Origin of the sequence: Pseudomonas arsenicoxydans, assembly GCF_006438915.1 — a bacterium.
Lineage (GTDB): Bacteria > Pseudomonadota > Gammaproteobacteria > Pseudomonadales > Pseudomonadaceae > Aquipseudomonas > Aquipseudomonas arsenicoxydans_A.
This window is the reverse complement of record NZ_RCZE01000001.1, coordinates 267,183-288,293: the sequence shown is the minus strand read 5'-3', so window position 1 is coordinate 288,293 and position 21,111 is coordinate 267,183. Positions and strand designations below refer to the sequence as shown.

Annotated in this window: 17 protein-coding genes; 12 read left to right on the top strand and 5 right to left on the bottom strand. The window is 61.3% G+C overall.

Translation table 11 applies throughout. From position 1 onward, the window contains the following. Positions 1–14: 14 nt before the first annotated feature. From pepP to gcvH, 8 genes are all read left to right on the top strand, one after another. Positions 15–1,349: a Xaa-Pro aminopeptidase gene (gene pepP / locus EAH78_RS01290; RefSeq protein WP_140664500.1), complete on the top strand. Its 1,335-nt coding sequence runs from the start codon at positions 15–17 to the stop codon at positions 1,347–1,349. Beyond that, positions 1,346–2,533, top strand: a complete 1,188-nt coding sequence (gene ubiH, locus EAH78_RS01285; protein ID WP_140664498.1) for a 2-octaprenyl-6-methoxyphenyl hydroxylase — start codon at positions 1,346–1,348, stop codon at positions 2,531–2,533. The genes pepP and ubiH overlap by 4 nt, the downstream gene beginning before the upstream one ends. Continuing rightward, on the top strand, positions 2,526–3,011 hold the full coding sequence (locus tag EAH78_RS01280; protein WP_140664496.1) for a DUF4442 domain-containing protein: 486 nt from the start codon (positions 2,526–2,528) through the stop codon (positions 3,009–3,011). Before ubiH ends, EAH78_RS01280 begins: the two co-directional genes overlap by 8 nt. A gap of 9 nt (positions 3,012–3,020) precedes the next feature. Next, the gene (locus tag EAH78_RS01275) at positions 3,021–4,238 is read left to right on the top strand and encodes a 2-octaprenyl-3-methyl-6-methoxy-1,4-benzoquinol hydroxylase (protein WP_170219096.1); all 1,218 of its coding nucleotides are present in this window, start codon (positions 3,021–3,023) and stop codon (positions 4,236–4,238) included. Between the two features lie 221 nt (positions 4,239–4,459). Next, positions 4,460–5,461 carry an extracellular solute-binding protein gene (locus tag EAH78_RS01270; protein ID WP_140664492.1) on the top strand — a complete coding sequence of 334 codons (1,002 nt, stop codon included), beginning with the start codon at positions 4,460–4,462 and terminating at the stop codon, positions 5,459–5,461. A gap of 209 nt (positions 5,462–5,670) precedes the next feature. Further along, complete coding sequence (locus EAH78_RS01260) at positions 5,671–7,287, top strand: ABC transporter permease (RefSeq protein WP_140664488.1); 1,617 nt, start codon at positions 5,671–5,673, stop codon at positions 7,285–7,287. 156 nt (positions 7,288–7,443) lie between these two features. Continuing rightward, a complete protein-coding gene (gcvT, locus tag EAH78_RS01255) occupies positions 7,444–8,526 on the top strand; it encodes a glycine cleavage system aminomethyltransferase GcvT (protein WP_140664486.1) in 1,083 nt (360 codons plus the stop codon). 50 nt (positions 8,527–8,576) lie between these two features. Next, positions 8,577–8,960 (top strand): glycine cleavage system protein GcvH, encoded by a 384-nt coding sequence (gene gcvH / locus EAH78_RS01250; protein ID WP_140664483.1) that lies wholly within the window; start codon positions 8,577–8,579, stop codon positions 8,958–8,960. Between the two features lie 199 nt (positions 8,961–9,159). Here gcvH and EAH78_RS01245 read toward each other — a convergent pair whose 3' ends face one another. After that, positions 9,160–10,299: a DegT/DnrJ/EryC1/StrS family aminotransferase gene (locus EAH78_RS01245; RefSeq protein WP_140664480.1), complete on the bottom strand. Its 1,140-nt coding sequence runs from the start codon at positions 10,297–10,299 to the stop codon at positions 9,160–9,162. Between the two features lie 153 nt (positions 10,300–10,452). On the opposite strand from EAH78_RS01245, the gene gcvP reads away from it, so the two are divergent. Beyond that, positions 10,453–13,326 carry an aminomethyl-transferring glycine dehydrogenase gene (gene gcvP, locus EAH78_RS01240; RefSeq protein ID WP_140664476.1) on the top strand — a complete coding sequence of 958 codons (2,874 nt, stop codon included), beginning with the start codon at positions 10,453–10,455 and terminating at the stop codon, positions 13,324–13,326. A gap of 175 nt (positions 13,327–13,501) precedes the next feature. Here the strand turns inward: gcvP and EAH78_RS01235 are convergent, their stop codons facing one another. The 3 genes from EAH78_RS01235 to EAH78_RS01225 all read right to left on the bottom strand — a co-directional run bounded on the left by EAH78_RS01235 (position 13,502) and on the right by EAH78_RS01225 (position 16,107). Further along, the gene (locus EAH78_RS01235) at positions 13,502–13,819 is read right to left on the bottom strand and encodes a DUF2388 domain-containing protein (protein WP_027926468.1); all 318 of its coding nucleotides are present in this window, start codon (positions 13,817–13,819) and stop codon (positions 13,502–13,504) included. 74 nt (positions 13,820–13,893) lie between these two features. Further along, positions 13,894–15,678 carry a GspE/PulE family protein gene (locus EAH78_RS01230; protein WP_140664472.1) on the bottom strand — a complete coding sequence of 595 codons (1,785 nt, stop codon included), beginning with the start codon at positions 15,676–15,678 and terminating at the stop codon, positions 13,894–13,896. Between the two features lie 90 nt (positions 15,679–15,768). Further along, positions 15,769–16,107: a hypothetical protein gene (locus EAH78_RS01225; RefSeq protein WP_140664468.1), complete on the bottom strand. Its 339-nt coding sequence runs from the start codon at positions 16,105–16,107 to the stop codon at positions 15,769–15,771. A gap of 126 nt (positions 16,108–16,233) precedes the next feature. On the opposite strand from EAH78_RS01225, the gene EAH78_RS01220 reads away from it, so the two are divergent. Further along, complete coding sequence (locus tag EAH78_RS01220; protein ID WP_140664464.1) at positions 16,234–16,704, top strand: Lrp/AsnC family transcriptional regulator; 471 nt, start codon at positions 16,234–16,236, stop codon at positions 16,702–16,704. A gap of 157 nt (positions 16,705–16,861) precedes the next feature. Here EAH78_RS01220 and EAH78_RS01215 read toward each other — a convergent pair whose 3' ends face one another. Beyond that, positions 16,862–18,229, bottom strand: coding sequence for an inorganic triphosphatase (locus EAH78_RS01215; protein ID WP_140664460.1), 1,368 nt, complete (start codon positions 18,227–18,229; stop codon positions 16,862–16,864). 156 nt (positions 18,230–18,385) lie between these two features. Between EAH78_RS01215 and argE the strand changes: the two genes are divergently transcribed. Beyond that, on the top strand, positions 18,386–19,537 hold the full coding sequence (gene argE / locus EAH78_RS01210) for an acetylornithine deacetylase (protein WP_140664457.1): 1,152 nt from the start codon (positions 18,386–18,388) through the stop codon (positions 19,535–19,537). A gap of 268 nt (positions 19,538–19,805) precedes the next feature. Next, positions 19,806–21,104, top strand: coding sequence for an amino-acid N-acetyltransferase (gene argA / locus EAH78_RS01205; RefSeq protein ID WP_008026003.1), 1,299 nt, complete (start codon positions 19,806–19,808; stop codon positions 21,102–21,104). Positions 21,105–21,111 lie beyond the last annotated feature (7 nt).

The window sequence follows — 21,111 nt, the reverse complement described above, 5'->3', positions numbered from 1 at the left end:
AAAGCCATCTGCCCATGATTCATATCCCGAAACCGGAATACAGCCGTCGCCGCAAGGCCCTGATGGCGCAGATGGAACCCAACAGCATCGCGATCCTGCCCGCCGCCGCGGTCGCCATCCGCAACCGCGACGTCGAGCACGTCTATCGCCAGGACAGTGATTTCCAGTACCTCAGCGGCTTTCCCGAGCCTCAAGCGGTCCTCGTGTTGATGCCGGGGCGTGCCCACGGCGAATACATCCTGTTCTGCCGTGAGCGCAACGCCGAACGCGAGTTGTGGGACGGTCTGCGCGCCGGCCAGGAAGGCGCGATCCGCGACTTCGGCGCCGACGACGCTTTCCCCATCACCGACATCGACGACATCCTGCCGGGCCTGATCGAAGGGCGCGACCGGGTGTATTCGGCCATGGGCAGCAATCCCGAGTTCGACCGGCACTTGATGGACTGGATCAACGTGATCCGCTCTAAAGCGCACCTCGGTGCCCAGCCGCCGAACGAATTTGTTGCCCTGGATCATCTGCTTCACGACATGCGCCTGTATAAATCGGCGGCAGAAGTGAAGGTGATGCGCGAAGCCGCACGGATTTCCGCCCAGGCGCACATCCGCGCGATGCAGGCCAGCCGCGTGGGGCTGCACGAGTTCAGCCTTGAAGCCGAACTCGATTACGAGTTCCGCAAGGGCGGCGCGAAAATGCCGGCCTACGGTTCGATCGTTGCCGCCGGGCGCAACAGCTGCATCCTGCATTACCAGCAGAATGACGCGGTGCTCAAGGACGGTGATCTGGTGCTGATCGACGCCGGTTGCGAGATTGACTGCTACGCCAGCGACATCACCCGCACCTGGCCGGTCAATGGCAAGTATTCACCGGAACAGAAAGCGATCTACGAGTTGGTGTTGGCCTCGCAAGAAGCCGCCTTCGCTGAAATCGCCCCGAACAAACACTGGAATCAGGCGCACGAAGCCACGGTCCGGGTGATTACCACCGGGCTGGTGAAGCTCGGCTTGTTGCAGGGTGACGTCGACGAACTGATCGCCAGCGAAGCCTACAAAGCGTTTTACATGCACCGCGCCGGCCACTGGCTGGGGATGGATGTGCATGACGTCGGCGAGTACAAGGTCGGCGGCGAATGGCGGGTGCTGGAGGTCGGCATGGCGCTGACGGTGGAACCGGGGATCTACATTTCCCCGGACAACCAGAACGTGGCGAAGAAATGGCGCGGCATCGGCGTGCGCATCGAGGACGACGTGGTGGTGACCAAGACCGGTTGTGAAATATTGACCAAAGGCGTGCCGAAAACGGTCGCCGACATCGAGGCCCTGATGGCGCAAGCGCGGACACAAGCAGCATGAGCCGGGTCAATCTGGCAATCATCGGTGGCGGCCTGGTCGGCGCCAGTCTCGCCTTGGCGTTGCAGGCCGGGGCTAAAGCGCGCGGCTGGAAGATCGTCCTGATAGAGCCCTTCGCTCCTGGCGATACCTATCAGCCGAGCTACGACGCCCGCTCTTCGGCGCTGTCCTATGGCGCCAAACAGATTTATCAACGGTTGGGCGTGTGGCAGGACATCTCCCGCCGCGCGGAGCCGATCAAGCAGATTCATGTCTCCGACCGTGGACGGTTTTCCACCGCGCGCTTGTCCGCGATGGAAGAAGGCGTTCCGGCGCTAGGCTATGTGGTGGAAAACGCCTGGCTCGGCCAATGCCTCTGGCAAGGTCTGGACAAGGACGTGATCACCTGGCGTTGCCCGGCGGAAGTCACGCGCATGGAGCCGTTGACCGATGGCTACCGCCTGACACTCAATGACGAAACCACCCTGGAATGCGACCTAGCGGTGCTCGCTGATGGCGGCCGTTCGGGCCTGCGCGAGCAACTGGGGATCGGCATCAAGACGCGTCCGTACAACCAGAGCGCGCTGATCGCCAACATCACCCCGAGCGAAGCGCACAACGGCATGGCGTTCGAGCGATTCACCGACGACGGCCCGATGGCCCTGTTGCCGCTGCCAGAAAACCGCTGCGCCTTGGTCTGGACCCGTCTGGGTATGGACGCGCAGCGACTGGCCGCACTGGATGAAAAGAGCTTTCTCAGCGAATTGCAGGGTGTGTTCGGTTACCGCCTCGGCACGTTGAAGCAGGTCGGCGCGCGACATCTTTACCCGCTGACACTGATCGAAGCCGAAGAGCAGGTGCGTCCGCATCTGGCGATCCTCGGCAACGCGGCTCACAGCCTGCACCCGATTGCCGGCCAGGGTTTCAACCTGTCGCTGCGCGATGCGCAAGCGTTGGCGCAGGCCTTGTTGGCCAGCGAGAACGGGCCGGGCGACTTCGCCACCTTGCAGGCCTACCGCGAGCGGCAACGTCTGGATCAAAACCTGACCGTAGGCTTCTCCGATCAGGTCACCCGGTTGTTCGGCAGCACTCAGCCGCTGGTGTCGCTGGGTCGCAATCTCGGCCTGCTCGGTCTCGATCTGCTGCCGCCAGCCAAGCGCTGGTTCGCCCGGCAGGCCATGGGTCTGGGTACACGCCCCGATGCTTAAGTGGCTGACGAGCAGGTTCGGCAAAGCGCGGTTGATGCGTTGGTTCATGTCCTTTTACCCGCCGTACGTTGGCGCCGGGGTTCGGGTGCGACACATCAGCGATGACTTTCGCGACATCACGGTGTCCATGGGCTTGAGCTGGTACAACCGCAATTACGTGGGCACCCAGTTTGGTGGCAGCCTGTATTCGATGGTCGACCCGTTCTACATGCTGATGCTGATGGAAAACCTCGGGCACCGTTACATCGTCTGGGACAAAGCCGCCGACATCGATTTCATTTCGCCGGGCAAAGGCCCGGTGTTCGCCAGCTTCCGCATCGACGAGACCTTGCTTGACGAGATCCGTCGGCAAACGGCCGATGGCGAAAAGTACCTGCCGCAATTGCAGGTCGATATTCACGACGGCGCCGGCACCTTGGTGGCGCGGGTCGAAAAAACCCTTTACGTGCGGCTCAAGCCGCAAGCGAGACAGGCTTAAAGCATGGACATGCGCGCAGATCTGCTGATTGTCGGGGCCGGAATGGTCGGCAGCGCCTTGGCGCTGGCGTTGCAGGACAGCGGGCTGGAAGTCCTGTTGCTGGACGGCAGCCCCCTGAGCGTCAAACCTTTCGATGGCCAGGCACCGTTCGAGCCGCGGGTGAGTGCCTTGTCGGCCGCCAGCCAGCGCATCCTCAAACGCCTGGGCGTGTGGGACGGCATCGCCAAGCGACGCAGCAGTCCTTACACCGACATGCACGTCTGGGATGGCAGCGGCACCGGGCAGATCCACTTCTCGGCCGCCAGCGTGCATGCCGACGTGCTGGGGCACATCGTCGAAAACCGTGTGGTTCAGGACGCCTTGCTCGACCGTTTGCACGACTGCGACCTCGGGATGCTGGCCAATGCGCGTCTGGAACAGATGCGCCGTTCGGGTGATGACTGGCTGCTGACCCTGGCCGACGGCCGCACCTTGCGCGCCCCGTTGGTGATTGCGGCGGACGGCGCCAACTCGGCCGTTCGGCGCCTGACCGGCATGGCGACGCGCGAGTGGGACTACATGCACCACGCGATTGTCACCAGTGTGCGCAGCTCCAACGTGCACCAAATGACCGCTTGGCAGCGCTTTACCGACAACGGTCCGCTGGCATTTTTGCCGCTGGAGCGTGATGGTCAGCAGGATTGGTGTTCGATTGTCTGGTCGACTACGCCGAGTGAAGCCGAACGCCTGATGGCGCTGAACGACGACGGCTTCTGCCGCGAGCTGGAACGCGCCTTTGAAGGCCGCCTCGGCACTGTGCTCAGCGCCGATCCGCGTTTGTGCGTGCCGCTGCGTCAGCGTCACGCCAAGCGTTATGTGGCCGAAGGCCTGGCATTGATCGGCGACGCGGCGCACACCATTCACCCGCTGGCGGGGCAGGGTGTGAACCTTGGTTTCCTCGATGCGGCCGTGTTGGCCGAAGTGCTGTTGCAAGCGTTTGAGCGGGGTGAGCGCTTGGCGGATGTCAAAGTGCTGAGCCGTTACGAGCGTCGACGCATGCCGCACAACCTGGCGCTGATGGCGGCGATGGAAGGGTTTGAGCGGTTGTTCCAGGCTGACCCGCTGCCGGTGCGTTGGCTGCGCAATGCCGGGTTGAAGATGGTTGAGCAGATGCCCGAGGCCAAGGCGTTGTTTGTGCGTGAGGCGCTGGGGTTGACCGGGGATTTGCCGGCGCTGGCCAAGGCCTGACATTTTCGTCGCGGCTGACGGCCCCTTCGCGAGCAAGCCCGCTCCCACATTGGAATGCATTTCAAATGTGGGAGCGGGCTTGCTCGCGAAGGCGGCAGTTCAGTCACCGTAGATTTCGGGCGATGCAACATCTGGTAACTCCTCCGCGAACTGATCGATTGAGAAGCTAAATGTGAGTCCTTATCATTTGCCCTCACTTTTTCAATCGAGAGATCGCTCCCATGTTGCCGAAGCGTCTACTGACCGCACTCGCCCTGTCCCTGATTGGCAGCACCGCCGCCCAGGCCGCTGACGAGGTGGTGGTTTACTCCTCGCGCATCGACGAGCTGATCAAACCGGTCTTCGACGCCTACACCGCCAAGACCGGGGTGAAGGTGAAGTTCATCACCGACAAGGAAGCGCCGCTGATGCAGCGCATCAAGGCCGAGGGCGAGAACGCCACTGCCGACCTGCTGCTGACGGTCGATGCCGGAAACCTCTGGCAGGCCGAGCAAATGGACATCCTGCAACCGTTCACCTCCAAAGTGATCGACACCAATATTCCGCTGCAATACCGCGCTGCCTCCCATGCCTGGACCGGCCTGAGCCTGCGGGCGCGGACCATCGCTTACTCCACGGATCGCGTGAAGCCGGGCGAACTGACTACCTACGAAGCACTGGCTGACAAGAACTGGGAAGGGCGCCTGTGCCTGCGCACGGCGAAGAAGGTTTACAACCAGTCCCTGACCGCCACGATGATCGAAGTCCACGGCGCCGAAAAAACCGAGAACATCCTTAAGGGCTGGGTGAGCAACCTGTCCACCGACGTGTTCTCGGATGATGTCGCGGTGCTGGAGGCGATCAATGCGGGGCAATGTGATGTCGGTATCGTCAACACGTATTACTACGGTCGCCTGCACAAGCAGAAGCCTGACCTGGGTGTGAAACTGTTCTGGCCGAACCAGGCTGACCGCGGTGTACACGTCAACCTGTCGGGTATAGGCCTGACCAAACACGCACCGCACCCGGAAGCGGCCAAGGCGCTGGTGGAATGGATGACCACCCCTGAAGCGCAGAAAATCTTTGCTGACGTGAACCAGGAATTCCCGGCCAACCCCACGGTAGCGCCATCGGAGGAAGTGGCGGCGTGGGGCAAGTTCGTGGCCGATACCCTGCCGGTGGAAGTGGCTGGCAAGCGTCAGGCCGAAGCGATCCGCATGATGGATCGCGCTGGCTGGAACTGACACTGTCTTTGTGGCGAGTGACGTACCTGTGGCGAGGGAGCTTGCTCCCGCTGGGCTGCGAAGCAGCCCTAACGGTGTCAGACACGCATGACAGAGATGATCTGATAACCTCTGCGGCTGCTTCGCACCCGAGCGGGAGCAAGCTCCCTCGCCACAAAATGGAGCTGACTGCAGGTTTGAGTTGGCCCAACATTTTCTAGAGAACCCCCGTGGCCCACCCCGCCCAACGCCGCTGGTATCCCCTGGTCTTCGCCATCGCTGCGCTGGTCCTGCTGCCCCTCAGTGTTTTACTGCTGTCCTGGCAAACCATCGATCAACAGATCTGGTCCCACCTCTGGGACACCCAGATGCCGCGCCTTTTGGGCAACACCCTGACCCTGATACTCGGCGTAGGGGTTGGCGTCACCCTGCTGGGTGTCAGCCTTGCGTGGCTCACCAGCCTCTGTGAGTTCCCCGGCCGGCGCTGGTTGGACTGGGCGCTGATGCTGCCATTCGCGATTCCGGCCTACGTGCTGGCGTTTGTCTTCGTCGGCCTGCTGGATTTCGCCGGCCCCGTGCAAACCCTGATGCGCGAGTGGTTTGGCACCGGCCTGAGGTTGCCGCGCGTGCGTTCCACCGGCGGGGTCATTATCGTGCTGGTGCTGGTTTTCTATCCCTACGTCTATTTGCTGGCCCGCACGGCGTTCCTCGCTCAGGGCAAAGGCCTGATGGAAGCGGCCCGGGTGCTCGGCCAATCCCCGTGGCAGGCATTCTGGCGGGTGGCCTTGCCGATGGCGCGCCCGGCCATTGGCGCGGGGGTGGCGTTGGCACTGATGGAAACCCTGGCGGATTTCGGCGCAGTGTCGGTGTTCAACTTCGACACGTTCACCACCGCGATCTACAAAACCTGGTACGGGTTCTTCAGCCTTTCCACCGCCGCCCAACTGGCCAGCCTGTTGCTCTTGGTGGTGATGGTCGTGCTGTACGGCGAACGTCGTGCGCGCGGGGCCAACCGGGCGAGCAACGAACGGCCGCGGGTCAAGGCGCTGTATCACTTGCGGGGTTTCAAGGCGCTGGCGGCGATGAGCTGGTGCGGCCTGGTGTTCGCCTGTGCGTTCGTCATCCCGATGCTGCAACTGCTGGTGTGGTTCTGGCAGCGCGGGCGCTTAGATGTGGATGAGCGTTACACCGGCCTGATTCTTCACACCTTGTACCTCGGCGGCATGGCGGCATTGATCACGGTCAGCGTTGCCCTGGTGCTGGCGTTTGCCCGGCGCTTGGCACCGACCGGAACGATCCGCGCCGGCATCGGCCTGGCCAACCTCGGCTACGCCTTGCCGGGTTCGGTATTGGCGGTCTCGATCATGCTGGCCTTCAGTTACCTCGATCGCGAGCTGGTAATCCCGTTGTCCGGCTGGCTCGGCGGGGCCGGCAAGCCCTTGCTGCTGGGCAGCCTGTCGGCGTTATTGCTGGCCTATCTGGTGCGTTTCATCGCGGTGGCATACGGGCCACTGGAAAGCAGCCTGGCGCGTATACGGCCATCTTTGCCCGAAGCAGCGCGTAGCCTTGGCGTCAGTGGGCCACGACTGTTTTTCAAGGTGTATCTGCCGTTGTTGTTGCCGGGCACGTTGAGCGCCGCGTTGCTGGTGTTCGTCGATGTGCTTAAGGAAATGCCCGCGACCCTGCTGATGCGCCCGTTTGGCTGGGACACGCTGGCCGTGCGGATCTTTGAAATGACCAGCGAAGGAGAGTGGGCGAGGGCGTCTTTACCGGCACTGACGCTGGTTTTGGTCGGCCTGTTACCGGTCATCGGATTGATTCGACGTTCGGCGCATCGAAACAGCTAGGTGCCAGTCCTACACCTTGCGGCTACAATGCGCGGCATTCGGTGCGGTCCGTCTGACAGACCCGGTAGCTGAAATCGGCTGAAAGCCTTCTACTTTAAGGTTTTCACCCCGTGCAGCACCTGCCCGCACCTTCGCCACGCCCGGAAGGAGAAACCCATGGGACAGCGTACGCCTCTGTATGACCTTCATCTCGCCCTCGGCGCGAAGATGGTCGATTTTGGCGGTTGGGATATGCCTCTGCATTACGGCTCGCAGGTCGAGGAACACCATCAGGTGCGCCGCGATTGCGGGGTTTTCGATGTATCCCACATGACCGTGATCGATGTCAGCGGCCCCCAGGCCAAGGCCTGGCTCCAGCATTTGCTGGCCAATGATGTCGAACGCCTGCACAGCCCCGGCCGTGCCTTGTACAGCACCATGCTCAATGAGCGCGGCGGCATCGTCGACGACATGATCGTCTATCGCCTCGACGACGGTTATCGCTTGGTGGTCAACGCCTCCACCCGCAATCAAGACCTCGCCTGGATGCAGGCTCACCTCGATGGTTTCGATGTGCAGCTCAACGAGCGTTCAGAGCTGGCGATGCTGGCCATTCAAGGCCCTCATGCCCGTCAAAAAATCTGCGAACTGGTCTCCCAGGCCCGCAGCAACCTGATCCAGCTGCTCAAGCCATTCGAAGGCCAGCCAGAAGGCGACTGGTTCATCGCCCGTACCGGTTATACCGGCGAGGATGGTCTGGAAATCGTTCTGCCGGCTGATCAAGCCCCAGGGTTTTTCAACGATCTGGTCGGCGCGGGCATTTCCCCCATTGGCCTGGGGGCGCGGGATACCTTGCGGGTCGAAGCCGGCATGAACCTGTACGGTCAGGACATTCATCAAGATGTATCGCCACTGGCGTCCAATATGGCCTGGAGCATTGCCTGGGAACCGGCCTCTCGCCAGTTCATCGGGCGCGCCGCCCTGGAAGCCGAACGGGCCGGTGGCGTACAGCACAAACTGGTGGGGCTGGTCCTTGAGGAGCGAGGGGTTTTGCGCGCTCATCAAGTGGTCCGCATCGCCAATGTTGGCGAAGGGGAGATCACCAGTGGTAGTTTCTCTCCTACGCTTAGCAAGTCGATAGCACTGGCGCGCGTGCCGATGGCAACTGCCGACCGCGCAGAAGTGGAAATCCGTGGCAAGTGGTACCCGGTCCGAGTGGTCAAGCCGACCTTCGTACGCCATGGCAAAACCTTGATCTAACCTTTTTTGGCGGACTACAACCGCTGACATTTTTCTTGAGGACACAGAACATGAGCGATATTCCTGCCGACCTGCGTTTTGCCGAAAGTCACGAATGGGCCCGCCTGGAAGCCGACGGCACCGTCACCGTGGGCATTAGCGATCACGCGCAGGAAGCGCTGGGTGATGTGGTGTTCGTTGAACTGACTGAAGTGGGCAACACGTTTGCTGCTGAAGATCAGGCTGGCGTTGTTGAATCGGTGAAAGCCGCCTCCGACATCTACTCCCCGATTGCCGGTGAAGTGATTGCGATCAACGAAGAACTGAGCGCCAATCCGGAACTGCTCAACACCGACCCGTACGGCGCATGGATCTTCAAGCTTAAGCCAAGCAACACCGCTGACCTGGAAAAACTGCTCGACGCGGCCGGCTACAAGGCTGCGATCGGCGAGTAATCCTCGCCCTGCAAAATCCAATGTGGGAGCGAGCTTTTGTGGTGAGGGGAGGGGGCTTGCCCCCGTTGGGTTGCGAAGCAGCCCCAGCATTTCCGGCATCTCAGCCGGCACGCAGGGTTTACGACTGCTTCGCAGCCGAACGGGGCGATGCGGCGTTCCGACAAGCCCCCTCGCCACAAAGGCTCGCCCCCACAGGTGTTTAAGGCTTCAGAACCGCTTTGACCGCTGCCACCGAACGCTCGACATCCGCTTTGCTCATCGCCGTAAACATCGGCAACGAGACAATCAGGCGGCCGACCCGCTCGGCGACCGGGAACATGCCCTCCTTGAAACCGCGCTCGCGGTAAAGGCTCAGCAAGTGAATCGGCGGATAGTGATAGCCGATACCGACGCCCAACGCCTGCATCTGCTCCATGAAAGTCGCCCGTGCCGGTAGGCCATCCCCGCGCTCCGGCAACACCAGCTGGAACAAATGCCAGTTGCTGTTCTCGAAATCCGCCGGGGGCAGTTGAGCCCCGTACTGCGCTTCGAAATCCTCACCAAAACACGCGAAATAGTGCCTGGCCAGTTCACGGCGATGGGCCGTGATGGCTTCGATGTGCGCAAATTGCCCAAGGCCGATGGCCGCCGCGACGTCGGTCATGTTGAACTTGCCGCCCAGCACATCGACATCCAGGCCATCGAAACCGCTGCGGGTCACGCCCTGCAAACGGTACTTCTGCGCCAGTCGCACTTCCTCATCGTTGTTCAACACCAGGCAACCACCCTCTGAGGAGGTGACGTTCTTGTTCGCCTGAAAACTGAAGGACACGAAATCGCCGGTCGAACCGATGCGCTGGCCGTTCCAGCTTGAGCCCAGCGCCTGGGCCGCGTCTTCCAGCACCCGCAGGTTGTATTTCTCCGCCAGTGCGTAAAGGCGTGTCATGTCCACCGGCAGTCCGGCGAGGAAAACCGGCAGGATCGCTTTGGTGCGCGGGGTGATGGCGGCTTCGAGCTGAGCCAGGTCGATGTTGCGGGTGACCGGATCGATGTCGGCAAACACCGGGGTGGCGCCGACTTCCAGAATGACGTTGGCGGTGGCCACCCACGAAATGGGTGTGGTGATCACTTCATCGCCCGGTCCGACTCCGGCAATGCGCAGGGCGATTTCCATGGTGCAGGTGCCGGAATTGAAGGTGAGCACCGAGCGCCCGCCAAAAAATTCCGAGAGTTGTTGTTCAAAGGCCTGGACCTTGGGGCCGCTGGTAATCCAGCCCGAGCGCAATACGTCGCCCACCGCGGCAATCGTCGCTTCATCGATGGTGGGTTTGGAGAACGGCAGGAAAGGTTGTTGGCTCATAAATGCAGGCACCTGATCAGCGGACATTTGGCAGATGCCGTGCATGATGTCTGCAATGCTCGTCGGCGCCAAGCCATCCGCCCGGATATCGACTGCTATGCTGGTTTGACCGTGTTGCATCGACGCTGAGCGCCAGTCAAGAGAGAGCCCGTCATGTCCCAGTTGCCGTCCCTGAGCCAGTTACGCGACCCCAATGCCTTTCTGCGCCGCCACCTCGGGCCCGATGCCGCCGAGCAGCAGGCGATGCTCGACAGCCTCGGCCTCGGCAGTCGGGTCGAACTGATCGAGCAGACGGTGCCGCCGGGTATCCGCCTGAACCGTCCGCTCGACCTGCCGCCGGCCCTCGATGAACAAGCCGCGCTGGCCAAGCTGCGCGGCTACGCTGAGCAAAACCAGGTCTGGACCAGCCTGATCGGCATGGGCTACCACGGCACCCTCACGCCGACTGTGATTGTGCGTAACGTCCTGGAAAACCCCGGTTGGTACACCGCGTACACGCCTTATCAGCCAGAAATTGCCCAAGGGCGGCTTGAAGCGCTGCTGAATTTCCAGCAACTGACCATCGACCTCACCGGCCTGGAACTGGCCAACGCCTCGCTGCTGGATGAAGCGACGGCGGCGGCGGAAGCCATGGCGCTGGCCAAGCGAGTCGCCAAGTCCAAAAGCAATCTGTTCTTCGTCGATCAGAACTGCCATCCGCAGACCATCTCGGTGGTGCAGACCCGCGCCGAAGGCTTCGGCTTCGAGCTGATCATCGACGCTGTGGATAACTTGAAGCAGCACCAGGTGTTCGGTGCGCTGTTGCAATATCCCGACACCCACGGTGAGGTCCGCGATCTTCGGCCACTGATCGATCATCTGCACGCGCAGCAGGCCCTTGCGTGTGTGGCCACTGACCTGCTGAGCCTGCTGTTATTGACGCCGCCGGGGGAGTTGGGCGCTGACGTGGTGTTCGGCTCATCCCAGCGTTTCGGCGTGCCCATGGGCTACGGCGGCCCGCACGCGGCTTTTTTTGCCAGCCGCGATGAGTACAAACGGGCGATTCCCGGGCGGATCATTGGCGTGTCCAAGGATGCTCGCGGCAATGTTGCGTTGCGCATGGCCCTGCAAACCCGCGAGCAACACATTCGGCGCGAGAAGGCCAACTCGAACATTTGCACCGCTCAGGTGTTGCTGGCCAACATTGCCAGTTTCTACGCGGTCTATCACGGTCCTGAAGGGCTCAAGCGCATCGCCCAGCGCGTGCATCGCTTGACCTGCATCCTCGCTGCCGGCCTTGAGCGGCATGGCGTCAGCCGCCTCAACCAGCACTTCTTCGACACCCTGACCCTGGACGTCGGCGGCACCCAGACCGCGATCATCGAAAGCGCTCAAGCGGCGCAGATCAATCTGCGGATTCTGGGGCGGGGACGGTTGGGGTTGAGCCTCGATGAAACATCGGACGAAAGCACCGTCGCCAAGTTGTTCGATGTGTTCCTCGGCGCCGATCATGGCCTGAACGTCGACGAACTGGACGCTGAAACGCTGGCGACGGGCATTCCTGAGGGGCTGCTGCGCACCTCGCCTTATCTGCGCCATCCGGTGTTCAATGCGCACCACAGTGAAACCGAGATGCTGCGCTACCTCAAGCAACTGGAGAACAAGGACCTCGCCCTCAACCAGTCGATGATCCCGCTGGGCTCTTGCACCATGAAACTCAACGCGACCAGCGAGATGATCCCCATCACCTGGCCGCAGTTCGCCAACCTGCACCCGTTCGTGCCGAAGGAGCAGGCGGTGGGGTATTCGCTGATGATCGAAGAGCTGGAGCGCTGGCTCTGCGCGATCACCGGTTTCGATGCGATTTGCATGCAGCCCAACTCCGGCGCCCAGGGCGAATACGCCGGGTTGCTGGCGATCCGCAAATACCACGAGAGCCGTCACCAAGGCGCGCGGGATCTGTGCCTGATTCCGTCCTCGGCCCACGGTACTAACCCGGCCTCGGCGCAAATGGCCGGGATGCACGTGGTGATTGTCGAATGCGACGAAGCCGGCAACGTCGATCTGGATGACCTCAAGCAAAAAGCCGCGGAGGCGGGGGACAAACTCGCGTGCCTGATGGCGACGTATCCATCGACCCACGGCGTCTACGAGGAAGGCATCAGCGAGATCTGTGAAGTTATCCACAGCCACGGCGGCCAGGTGTATATGGACGGCGCCAACCTCAACGCGCAGGTTGGCCTCGCTCGCCCGGCGGACATTGGCGCCGATGTGTCGCATATGAACCTGCACAAAACCTTTTGCATTCCCCATGGTGGCGGCGGACCGGGCATGGGGCCGATTGGTGTGCGGGCGCACCTGGCGCCGTTCGTGGCCAATCACCCGGTGGTCCCCATCGACGGGCCGTTGCCGCAGAACGGCGCAGTGAGCGCCGCGCCTTGGGGCAGTGCGAGCATTCTGCCGATCAGCTGGATGTACATCGCGATGATGGGGCCGCAACTGGCGGACGCCAGCGAAGTGGCGATCCTCGCCGCGAATTACCTGGCGCAGCATTTATCCGGTGCGTTCCCGGTGCTCTATACCGGGCGCAACGGGCGGGTGGCTCACGAATGCATCCTGGATCTGCGGCCATTGAAAGCGCTGACCGGCATCAGTGAAGAGGACGTTGCCAAGCGCCTGATGGACTACGGTTTCCATGCGCCCACCATGTCGTTTCCGGTGCCGGGAACGTTGATGGTCGAGCCGACCGAAAGTGAATCGAAGGCCGAGCTGGACCGGTTCATCGGGGCGATGCTGAGCATCCGTGCGGAGATTAGCGAGGTGGAAAACGGCAATTGGCCGGCCGAGGACAACCCGCTGAAGCGTTCGCCACACACCTTGGCTGACATCACCGGGGTGTGGGAGCGGTCGTACAGCATCGAGCAAGCGGTGACGCCGGATGCGCACACCCGACAGCACAAATACTGGCCGGTGGTGAATCGGGTGGATAACGTTTATGGCGATAGAAACCTGTTTTGCGCCTGTGTGCCGGTGGATGACTACCGCTGATAGTGAGGCAGACGAATAAACAATGTGGGAGCGGGCTTGCTCGCGAAGGCGGTGTGTCATTCAGCATAAGTGTTAAATGACACACCGCCTTCGCGAGCAAGCCCGCTCCCACATTTGATCGCATCAGGCCCCAAAAAATGCCGCTCAGGTGAGCGGCATTTTTGTATCGATGGATTTACTTCGAAGCGACGGCATTCTTCGCCAGAATCGCATTCGCCAGTTCCATGTCAGTCGCTTGGAGGCCCGGGTTGTCGGCGCGGACTTTCTGCATCGCCGCTTCCAGGTAAGGGCCGCGAATCCCGCCATCACTGGCAACAAAACTACCGGCATCGTCCTGGGCCGCGACGATCAGTTTGTGATCCTTGAACGTCAGGTAGGTCGAGCCGGTGGTCGCACCCGACGAAAGGACGTTAGTCCAAAAGCTATCGGCCATCGCGGAACCGACTGGAAGGGACAGCAGCGCGACGGTGGCGACAGCAAGTTTGAAACGCATGATGGGTAACTCCACTGGGTTAACTACACGGCCTTGGATAGCCATCCCCCCATCGAGTTCCATGACCGCCGCGCCTACTTTTGCTCGCTCTGCGGCGTTACTCGCAACACCTCTTCGATCGTGGTCAGCCCTGCCGCCACCTTCTGAGCGCCCGATAGCCGCAAGCTGCGCATGCCCTCCTTGAACGCCTGACGCCGGATCGCCAGCAAGTCGGTGTCGGGATTGATCAACGCTTTGACGCCGTCCGTCAGCTGCATGATTTCGTAGACCCCGGCGCGGCCGTGATAGCCGGTGTCGCGACATTCCAGGCAGCCGATCGCACGTTGCGCGTTGGTCGGCAGCGGCGCTTGCCAGGGTTTGGTCAGGGTTTGCCAATCCTCTTCACCCAGCGTCAGCGGTGCCTTGCAGTGCGGACATAAAGTTCGCACCAGGCGCTGGGCCATGACGCCGAGCACCGTGGCTTTGATCAGGTAGTGCGGCACGCCGAGTTCCAGCAGGCGGCTGATCGCGCTCGGCGCGTCGTTGGTGTGCAGCGTCGAGAGCACCAAGTGACCGGTGAGCGCCGCCTGAATCGCCATCTCGGCGGTTTCGAGGTCGCGTATCTCGCCGATCATGATGATGTCCGGGTCTTGTCGCATCAGCGCGCGCACGCCGGCGGCGAAGGTCAGGTCGATGTTGTGCTGGACCTGCATCTGGTTGAACGCGGGCTCGACCATTTCAATCGGGTCTTCGATGGTGCAGAGGTTGACCTCGGGCGTCGCCAGCTTCTTCAGTGTGGTGTACAGCGTGGTGGTCTTGCCCGAACCGGTCGGCCCGGTGACCAAAATGATGCCGTTGGGCTGACGGGTCATGTCTTGCCAACGGCGCAGGTCTTCGGCGGAAAAGCCCAACTGATCGAAATCCTTGAGCAGCACTTCGGGGTCGAAAATCCGCATGACCATTTTTTCGCCGAACGCCGTTGGCAATGTCGACAGCCGCAGTTCGACTTCACCGCCGTCCGGGGTCTTGGTTTTCACCCGGCCATCCTGAGGTTTACGCTTTTCCGCGACGTTCATCCGTCCGAGGCTTTTCAGGCGACTGACGATGGCCATGGTCACTTGTGGCGGGAATTGATAGACGTTGTGCAATACGCCGTCGATGCGAAAGCGAACCGTGCCTTGTTCGCGTCGGGGCTCGATGTGGATATCGCTGGCGCGTTGCTGGAAGGCGTACTGAAACAGCCAGTCGACGATGTTGACGATGTGCGCGTCATTGGCGTCCGGCTCCTGGTCGCTGGCGCCGAGATTGAGCAGTTGTTCGAAGTTGCCCAGGGTGCTGGTCTGCTGATCGGCAGTGGTCGCGCCGCTGACCGATTTGGCCAAACGAAAAAACTCGACGCTCAAGCGCTGGATGTCCACCGGGTTGGCCACGACCCGTTTGATCGGCAGCTTCAGCACATGGGTCAGGTCGGCTTCCCAGCCGCTGACGTAAGGCTGGGCGCTGGCCACGGTCACCGCGTCGCGGTCGATGGACACCGCGAGAATCTTGTGGCGCTGGGCAAAGGCATAGGACATCAGTGGCGTGATGGCCGCGACGTTGATCTTCAGTGGATCGATGCGCAGGTAAGGCTGGCCAGCCTGCTGCGACAGCCACAGGGTCAGGCTTTCCAGGTCCAGGTGTTTGCCGGGACGGCTGAGATCGTCGAGGTGTTGGCTGGCGATGAATTCCAGCGGGTGCATCTGGCCATTGGCGGCGTGGCGGCGGCGGGCATTGAGCGCGTGCTCGGCCGAATCCTGGCTGATGAAGCCTTGGGCGACCAGTTCGCGCAGCAAATCATTGAGATCCAGCCAGCGGTCCTGAATGGCAAGTTGAACGGACATGCGGGCTCCTCATGAACAACAGTCCGCAAAGGATAGTCGCGCAGCCGTCGACCGTTGGGCCACTACCCGACGAAGCCGTGTCGGGATTTTTCAGCCGGCCGCCTGGGCCGGTTGATCCCACATCGCTTCAGCCGTTTGCAGCTCAACTGAGCAGACGCTGATCAGGTTGCGTAATTTTTCTGCAACCACTTGGGCACGGTGCCAACTGAGACCGTCGATGACGATGTTGATCGACAGCAAGTCGTCGTGGCGCTGCACGTTGACCTGTTGCGGCGTCAAGAACTGCAAGGCGAACAGATTGAGCGCCCGGCACAGCAGATCCGGCTCGGCTTCGGCCAGCAGTTGGTAATGGACACGGCAGTGGGCGTTGCTGACATTCCAGACATCGGCGCGCGTGGACGGGGTGTGGACGGCTTCTAGGTGCGGCATGGTCGGGCTCCAAATTCACTGGAGGAATTTTTACATTCGGTGCCAGGCATTTCTTATCTATGATTGGGCTTATTGGCGATTTATCGAATCGTGCAATTCAATGGGTCAGCGATTAAAGGTTTTTCTATGCAAAGCGCGCTCGATGGCTACGACCGCAAGATTCTCGCGTTGCTGCAAGAGGACGCTTCGCTCTCCAGTGCGCAGATCGCCGAACAGGTGGGACTGTCGCAGTCGCCGTGCTGGCGACGGATTCAGCGGATGAAGGAGGAGGGGATCATTCGCGGGCAGGTGACGTTGCTGGACCGCAAGAAGATCGGCCTGAACACGCAGATCTTTGCCGAGATAAAACTCAACGCGCACGGGCGGTCGAACTTCACTGAATTCACCGAGGCGATTCGCGGTTTTCCCGAAGTGCTGGAGTGTTACGTGCTGATGGGGTCGGTGGATTTTTTGCTGCGGATCGTCACGGCGGACATTGAGGCGTATGAGCGGTTTTTCTTCGAGAAGCTGTCGATGGTGCCGGGGATACAGGAAGTGAACTCGATTGTGGCGTTGTCGGAGATCAAGTCGACGACGAGTTTGCCGGTGTTGCGGTAAAGGGTGTGACCCTGTGGCGAGGGAGCTTGCTCCCGCTGGAGGCCGAAGGACTCCCTGTCCCGGCAACGCGGTGAATCAGGCATAACGCGTTTGTCGGATTTGGGGGGCGCTTCGCGCCCCAGCGGGAGCAAGCTCCCTCGCCACAGGTATTGGGTTGTTACATACGCAGCAGCATTTTCCAGGCACGATTCTGATACACCGCAATCGCCTGCTGCTTACGCGCATCCAGCGATTCATCGGTGATCGGCTCGTTGGCCAGTTGTGCCAGCTGTTTCAGCTCACCGTACAGGCGATCCATTTCCGGAATGTCCAGCACGCCACGGGCATGGTGCAGCCACGCCTGGATACGCTCGATGCGCGGCAGTTGCTCGGCCAGATCTTCCGGCTGTTGCTGATAGCGCTGCAATTGCAGGGAGGTCGCTTCTTCACCCAGCAAACGCGGCAACCAGCTACCCAGTTGTGCAGCACCCTGACGATTGCCACGGACGTTACGATCAGCCGCCCAGGTGCGGGCCAGCAACCAGCGTGAAGTGTTCAGCGAGAACAGGCCCCAGCGCGGGTCTTCCAGTTCTTCGAGGAATTGTTCCGGCGCGGCTTTGCGCACGTCTTCGTCCTCGATGCCGGCTTGCACCAGCGGACGCCAGTCTTCCAGCAACGCATCCAGTGCAAGGCGCAGGTCGTGCGTCGACTGACGTGGCGCGGCCTGGCCGAGGCTGCTGAGCAGCGCGCGCAATTCCGCGAGGTTTTCGACCCAGTCCTGCAACAGGCGCCAGTGGCCGTTGAAGCGATACTGCTCGGCCAGACGCTGGCTGCTGCCCAGCAAATGCCAGCTCAGTGCGGCGAAGGCGTCGTCCAGCGGCATTTCAGCGGTGATTTGCGGTGCCGGCAGGCTCAGCGAGTAGCTGTTGGCGTCGTACAAACGATAACCGCGTTCGGCCTTGCTGATGTCACACGGCATCAGGGCCAGGGTCGCGGCCAGTTCGGCGGCCAGTTCCAGCAGGGCAGCCGGCTCGCCTTCGCGCAGTTCCAGTTCCAGCTCGCAGATTTCTTCTTTCTGCTTGCCGACGACCACGTGGCCGAGGTCCAGTGCGGCTTCGATGACCACTTTGGTCTTGCCACGACCCCAGGCGATTTCAGCGCGCTCGCGAACGAAATCGGTGGTGAAGATCGGCTTGAGGGTTTTCTTGTCCAGCTCGGCCAATTCTTCTGGCCAGCATTCGCCGTCGAGTTTTTTAACGTCGAGCTTGGCTTTGGGCAGGTTCCAGTCGTATTCGTTACGCTCGGACAGACCGGCGACGCTCTGGCCGCGGGTCTTGAGCGTTTGAATCACTTCTTCGCCGTCCTTGCGCAGGCGCAGGGCAACCTTGGCGCGGGCCAGGTCGCGCTCAGGCGTGTCGAAGTACTGGTTCATCAACTCACGGCGTTCCCAGCCACTTTTGTTGCGTTTTTTCAGGAGCGGGTGCTCGCGCAGGGCAGCGAGGGTTTCGCGGCTGACGCGGAGCTTGATTTCGGTTTCTTTCTGCATGGCCGGAAAATCCAGGATCGGGAGCGCAGCCGGGGGAATGTGTGGCTGCCAAGGTCGTGCAGTGTACAGGAGTGGACGTACCTACGCGCCGCGACGGTTTATTCCTGTCGCCAGATGGTTCTATGATGGACTTCAATTCGGGAGTTGGAGTCAGCGATGCCTTTGCCGTCCATGAAAGATCAGTTCGCTGCACTGATCGCTGCGCCGTCGGTCAGCTGCACCCAACCGAACCTGGATCAGACCAACCGCCCGGTGATTGATTTGCTGGCGACGTGGCTGGGTGATCTGGGTTTTGCCTGCGATATCCAGCAAGTCAGCCCCGGCAAGTTCAACCTGTTGGCCAGTTTTGGTTCCGGCCCCGGTGGCTTGGTGCTGGCCGGCCACAGTGACACGGTGCCGTTCGACGGCGCGTTGTGGAAGACCGATCCGCTGAAGCTCACCGAAGTGGATGGCCGTTGGGTGGGCCTGGGCAGTTGCGACATGAAGGGCTTTTTCGCCCTGGCCATCGAAGCGGTGATCCCGCTGCTCGATCAGCCGTTCAAGCAACCGCTGCTGATCCTCGCTACTTGCGATGAAGAAAGCTCGATGTCCGGTGCTCGCGCCTTGGCCAAGGCCGGGCGTCCATTGGGCCGTGCGGCGGTCATCGGTGAGCCGACCGGGCTGAAGCCGATTCGCATGCACAAAGGCATCATGATGGAGCGCATCGACATTCTTGGTCAGAGCGGCCATTCCTCCGACCCGAGCCTGGGCCACAGCGCCCTTGAAGCGATGCACGATGCCATCGGCGAATTACGCGGCTTACGCTTGTTGTGGCAGCGCGAATTCCGCAATCCGCAGTTTGGCGTGCCGACGCCGACCATGAATTTCGGCTGCATCCATGGTGGCGACAACCCTAACCGTATCTGCGGTCAATGCTCGCTGGAGTTCGACCTGCGGCCCTTGCCGGGCATGGACCCCAAGGCCTTGCGTGCGGAAATTCTGCAGCGGCTCAAACCGGTTGCCGAACGGCATCAGGTGAATATCGATTACGCGCCGCTGTTCCCCGAGGTGCCGCCCTTCGAACAGGCCGAAGACTCGGAATTGGTACGGGTTGCGCAAAAGCTTACCGGCCATCGCGCCGAAGCAGTGGCGTTCGGCACCGAAGCGCCTTATCTTCAGCAACTTGGCTGCGAGACACTGGTGCTCGGCCCGGGCGATATCGCCTGCGCCCACCAACCGGGGGAATACCTCGAAATGTCACGTTTGCAGCCTACGGTGCATCTATTACGTCAACTGATTCAACATTACTGCCTGACACCGGCCAGTTGAGCGACATCAAAAATGTGGGAGCGGGCTTGCTCGCGAAAGCGGTATGTCAGACAACATTGAATTGAATGACACAGCCCCTTCGCGAGCAAGCCCGCTCCCACAGGTTTTGTGTTTTGGCTGACTAACCGTATAAATTGCCAGTGTCCCAACCCGTATTCATGAGGAGAGCGCGCGTGTCGCCAAGCCTGTTCCGACGATAACCATCAGCCCGCTGTGCGTTTTCAGTTTCGCCCATTTTTTGGCTGCTATTTATTACAGGCCCAGGTTCATGCCCGAATACGTTAATTGGCTTCGTCACGCTTCGCCTTACATCAATGCCCATCGCGATTGCACCTTTGTCGTCATGCTCCCCGGCGATGGAGTGGAGCATCCGAATTTCGGCAATATCGTCCACGACCTGGTGCTGTTGCACAGCCTGGGCGTGCGGCTGGTGCTGGTTCACGGTTCCCGTCCGCAAATTGAAACCCGCCTCGCCGCGCGTGGCCTGACCCCGCATTACCACCACGGCATGCGCATCACCGATGCCGCGACGCTGGAGTGTGTGATCGATGCCGTCGGTCAACTGCGTATCGCCATCGAAGCGCGCCTGTCCATGGACATGGCCTCGTCGCCTATGCAGGGCTCGCGCCTGCGGGTGGCCAGCGGCAACCTGGTCACGGCGCGGCCGATCGGGGTGCTGGAAGGCGTGGATTACCACCACACTGGCGAAGTGCGCCGGGTCGACCGCAAAGGCATCAATCGCCTGCTCGACGAGCGCTCCATCGTGCTGCTGTCGCCGTTGGGCTACTCGCCAACCGGTGAGATCTTCAACCTCGCCTGCGAAGACGTCGCCACCCGCGCGGCCATTGACCTGGGCGCGGACAAGTTGCTGCTGTTCGGCGCCGACCTGGGCTTGATCGATGAAAACGGTCGTCTGGTGCGGGAATTGCGTCCGCAACAAGTGCCGGCGCATTTACAGCGACTGGGCAGCAATTATCAGGCTGAGCTGCTGGATGCGGCGGCTGAAGCGTGCCGCGGCGGCGTGGCGCGTAGCCATATCGTCAGCTACGCCGAAGACGGTGCACTGCTGACCGAATTGTTCACCCGTGACGGTGGCGGTACGCTGGTCGCGCAGGAACAATTCGAAGTGGTGCGTGAAGCCGCGATTGAAGACGTCGGTGGTTTGCTGGACCTGATCAGCCCGCTGGAAGAGCAGGGGATTCTGGTGCGTCGTTCCCGTGAAGTGCTGGAGCGTGAGATCGAGCAGTTCAGCGTGGTTGAGCGCGAAGGCATGATCATCGCCTGTGCGGCGTTGTATCAGATCGCCGATTCGGACGCTGGGGAACTGGCCTGCCTGGCGGTGAACCCGGAATACCGCCATGGCGGTCGCGGTGATGAACTGTTGGAGCGCATCGAAACCCGTGCCCGGGCCCAGGGGTTGAAAACACTGTTCGTACTGACGACCCGCACCGCTCACTGGTTCCGCGAGCGCGGGTTCGTGCCGAGCAGCGTTGAGCGCCTGCCGTCGGCGCGGGCTTCGCTGTACAACTATCAGCGTAATTCGAAGATCTTCGAAAAGACCCTGTGACCGCGAA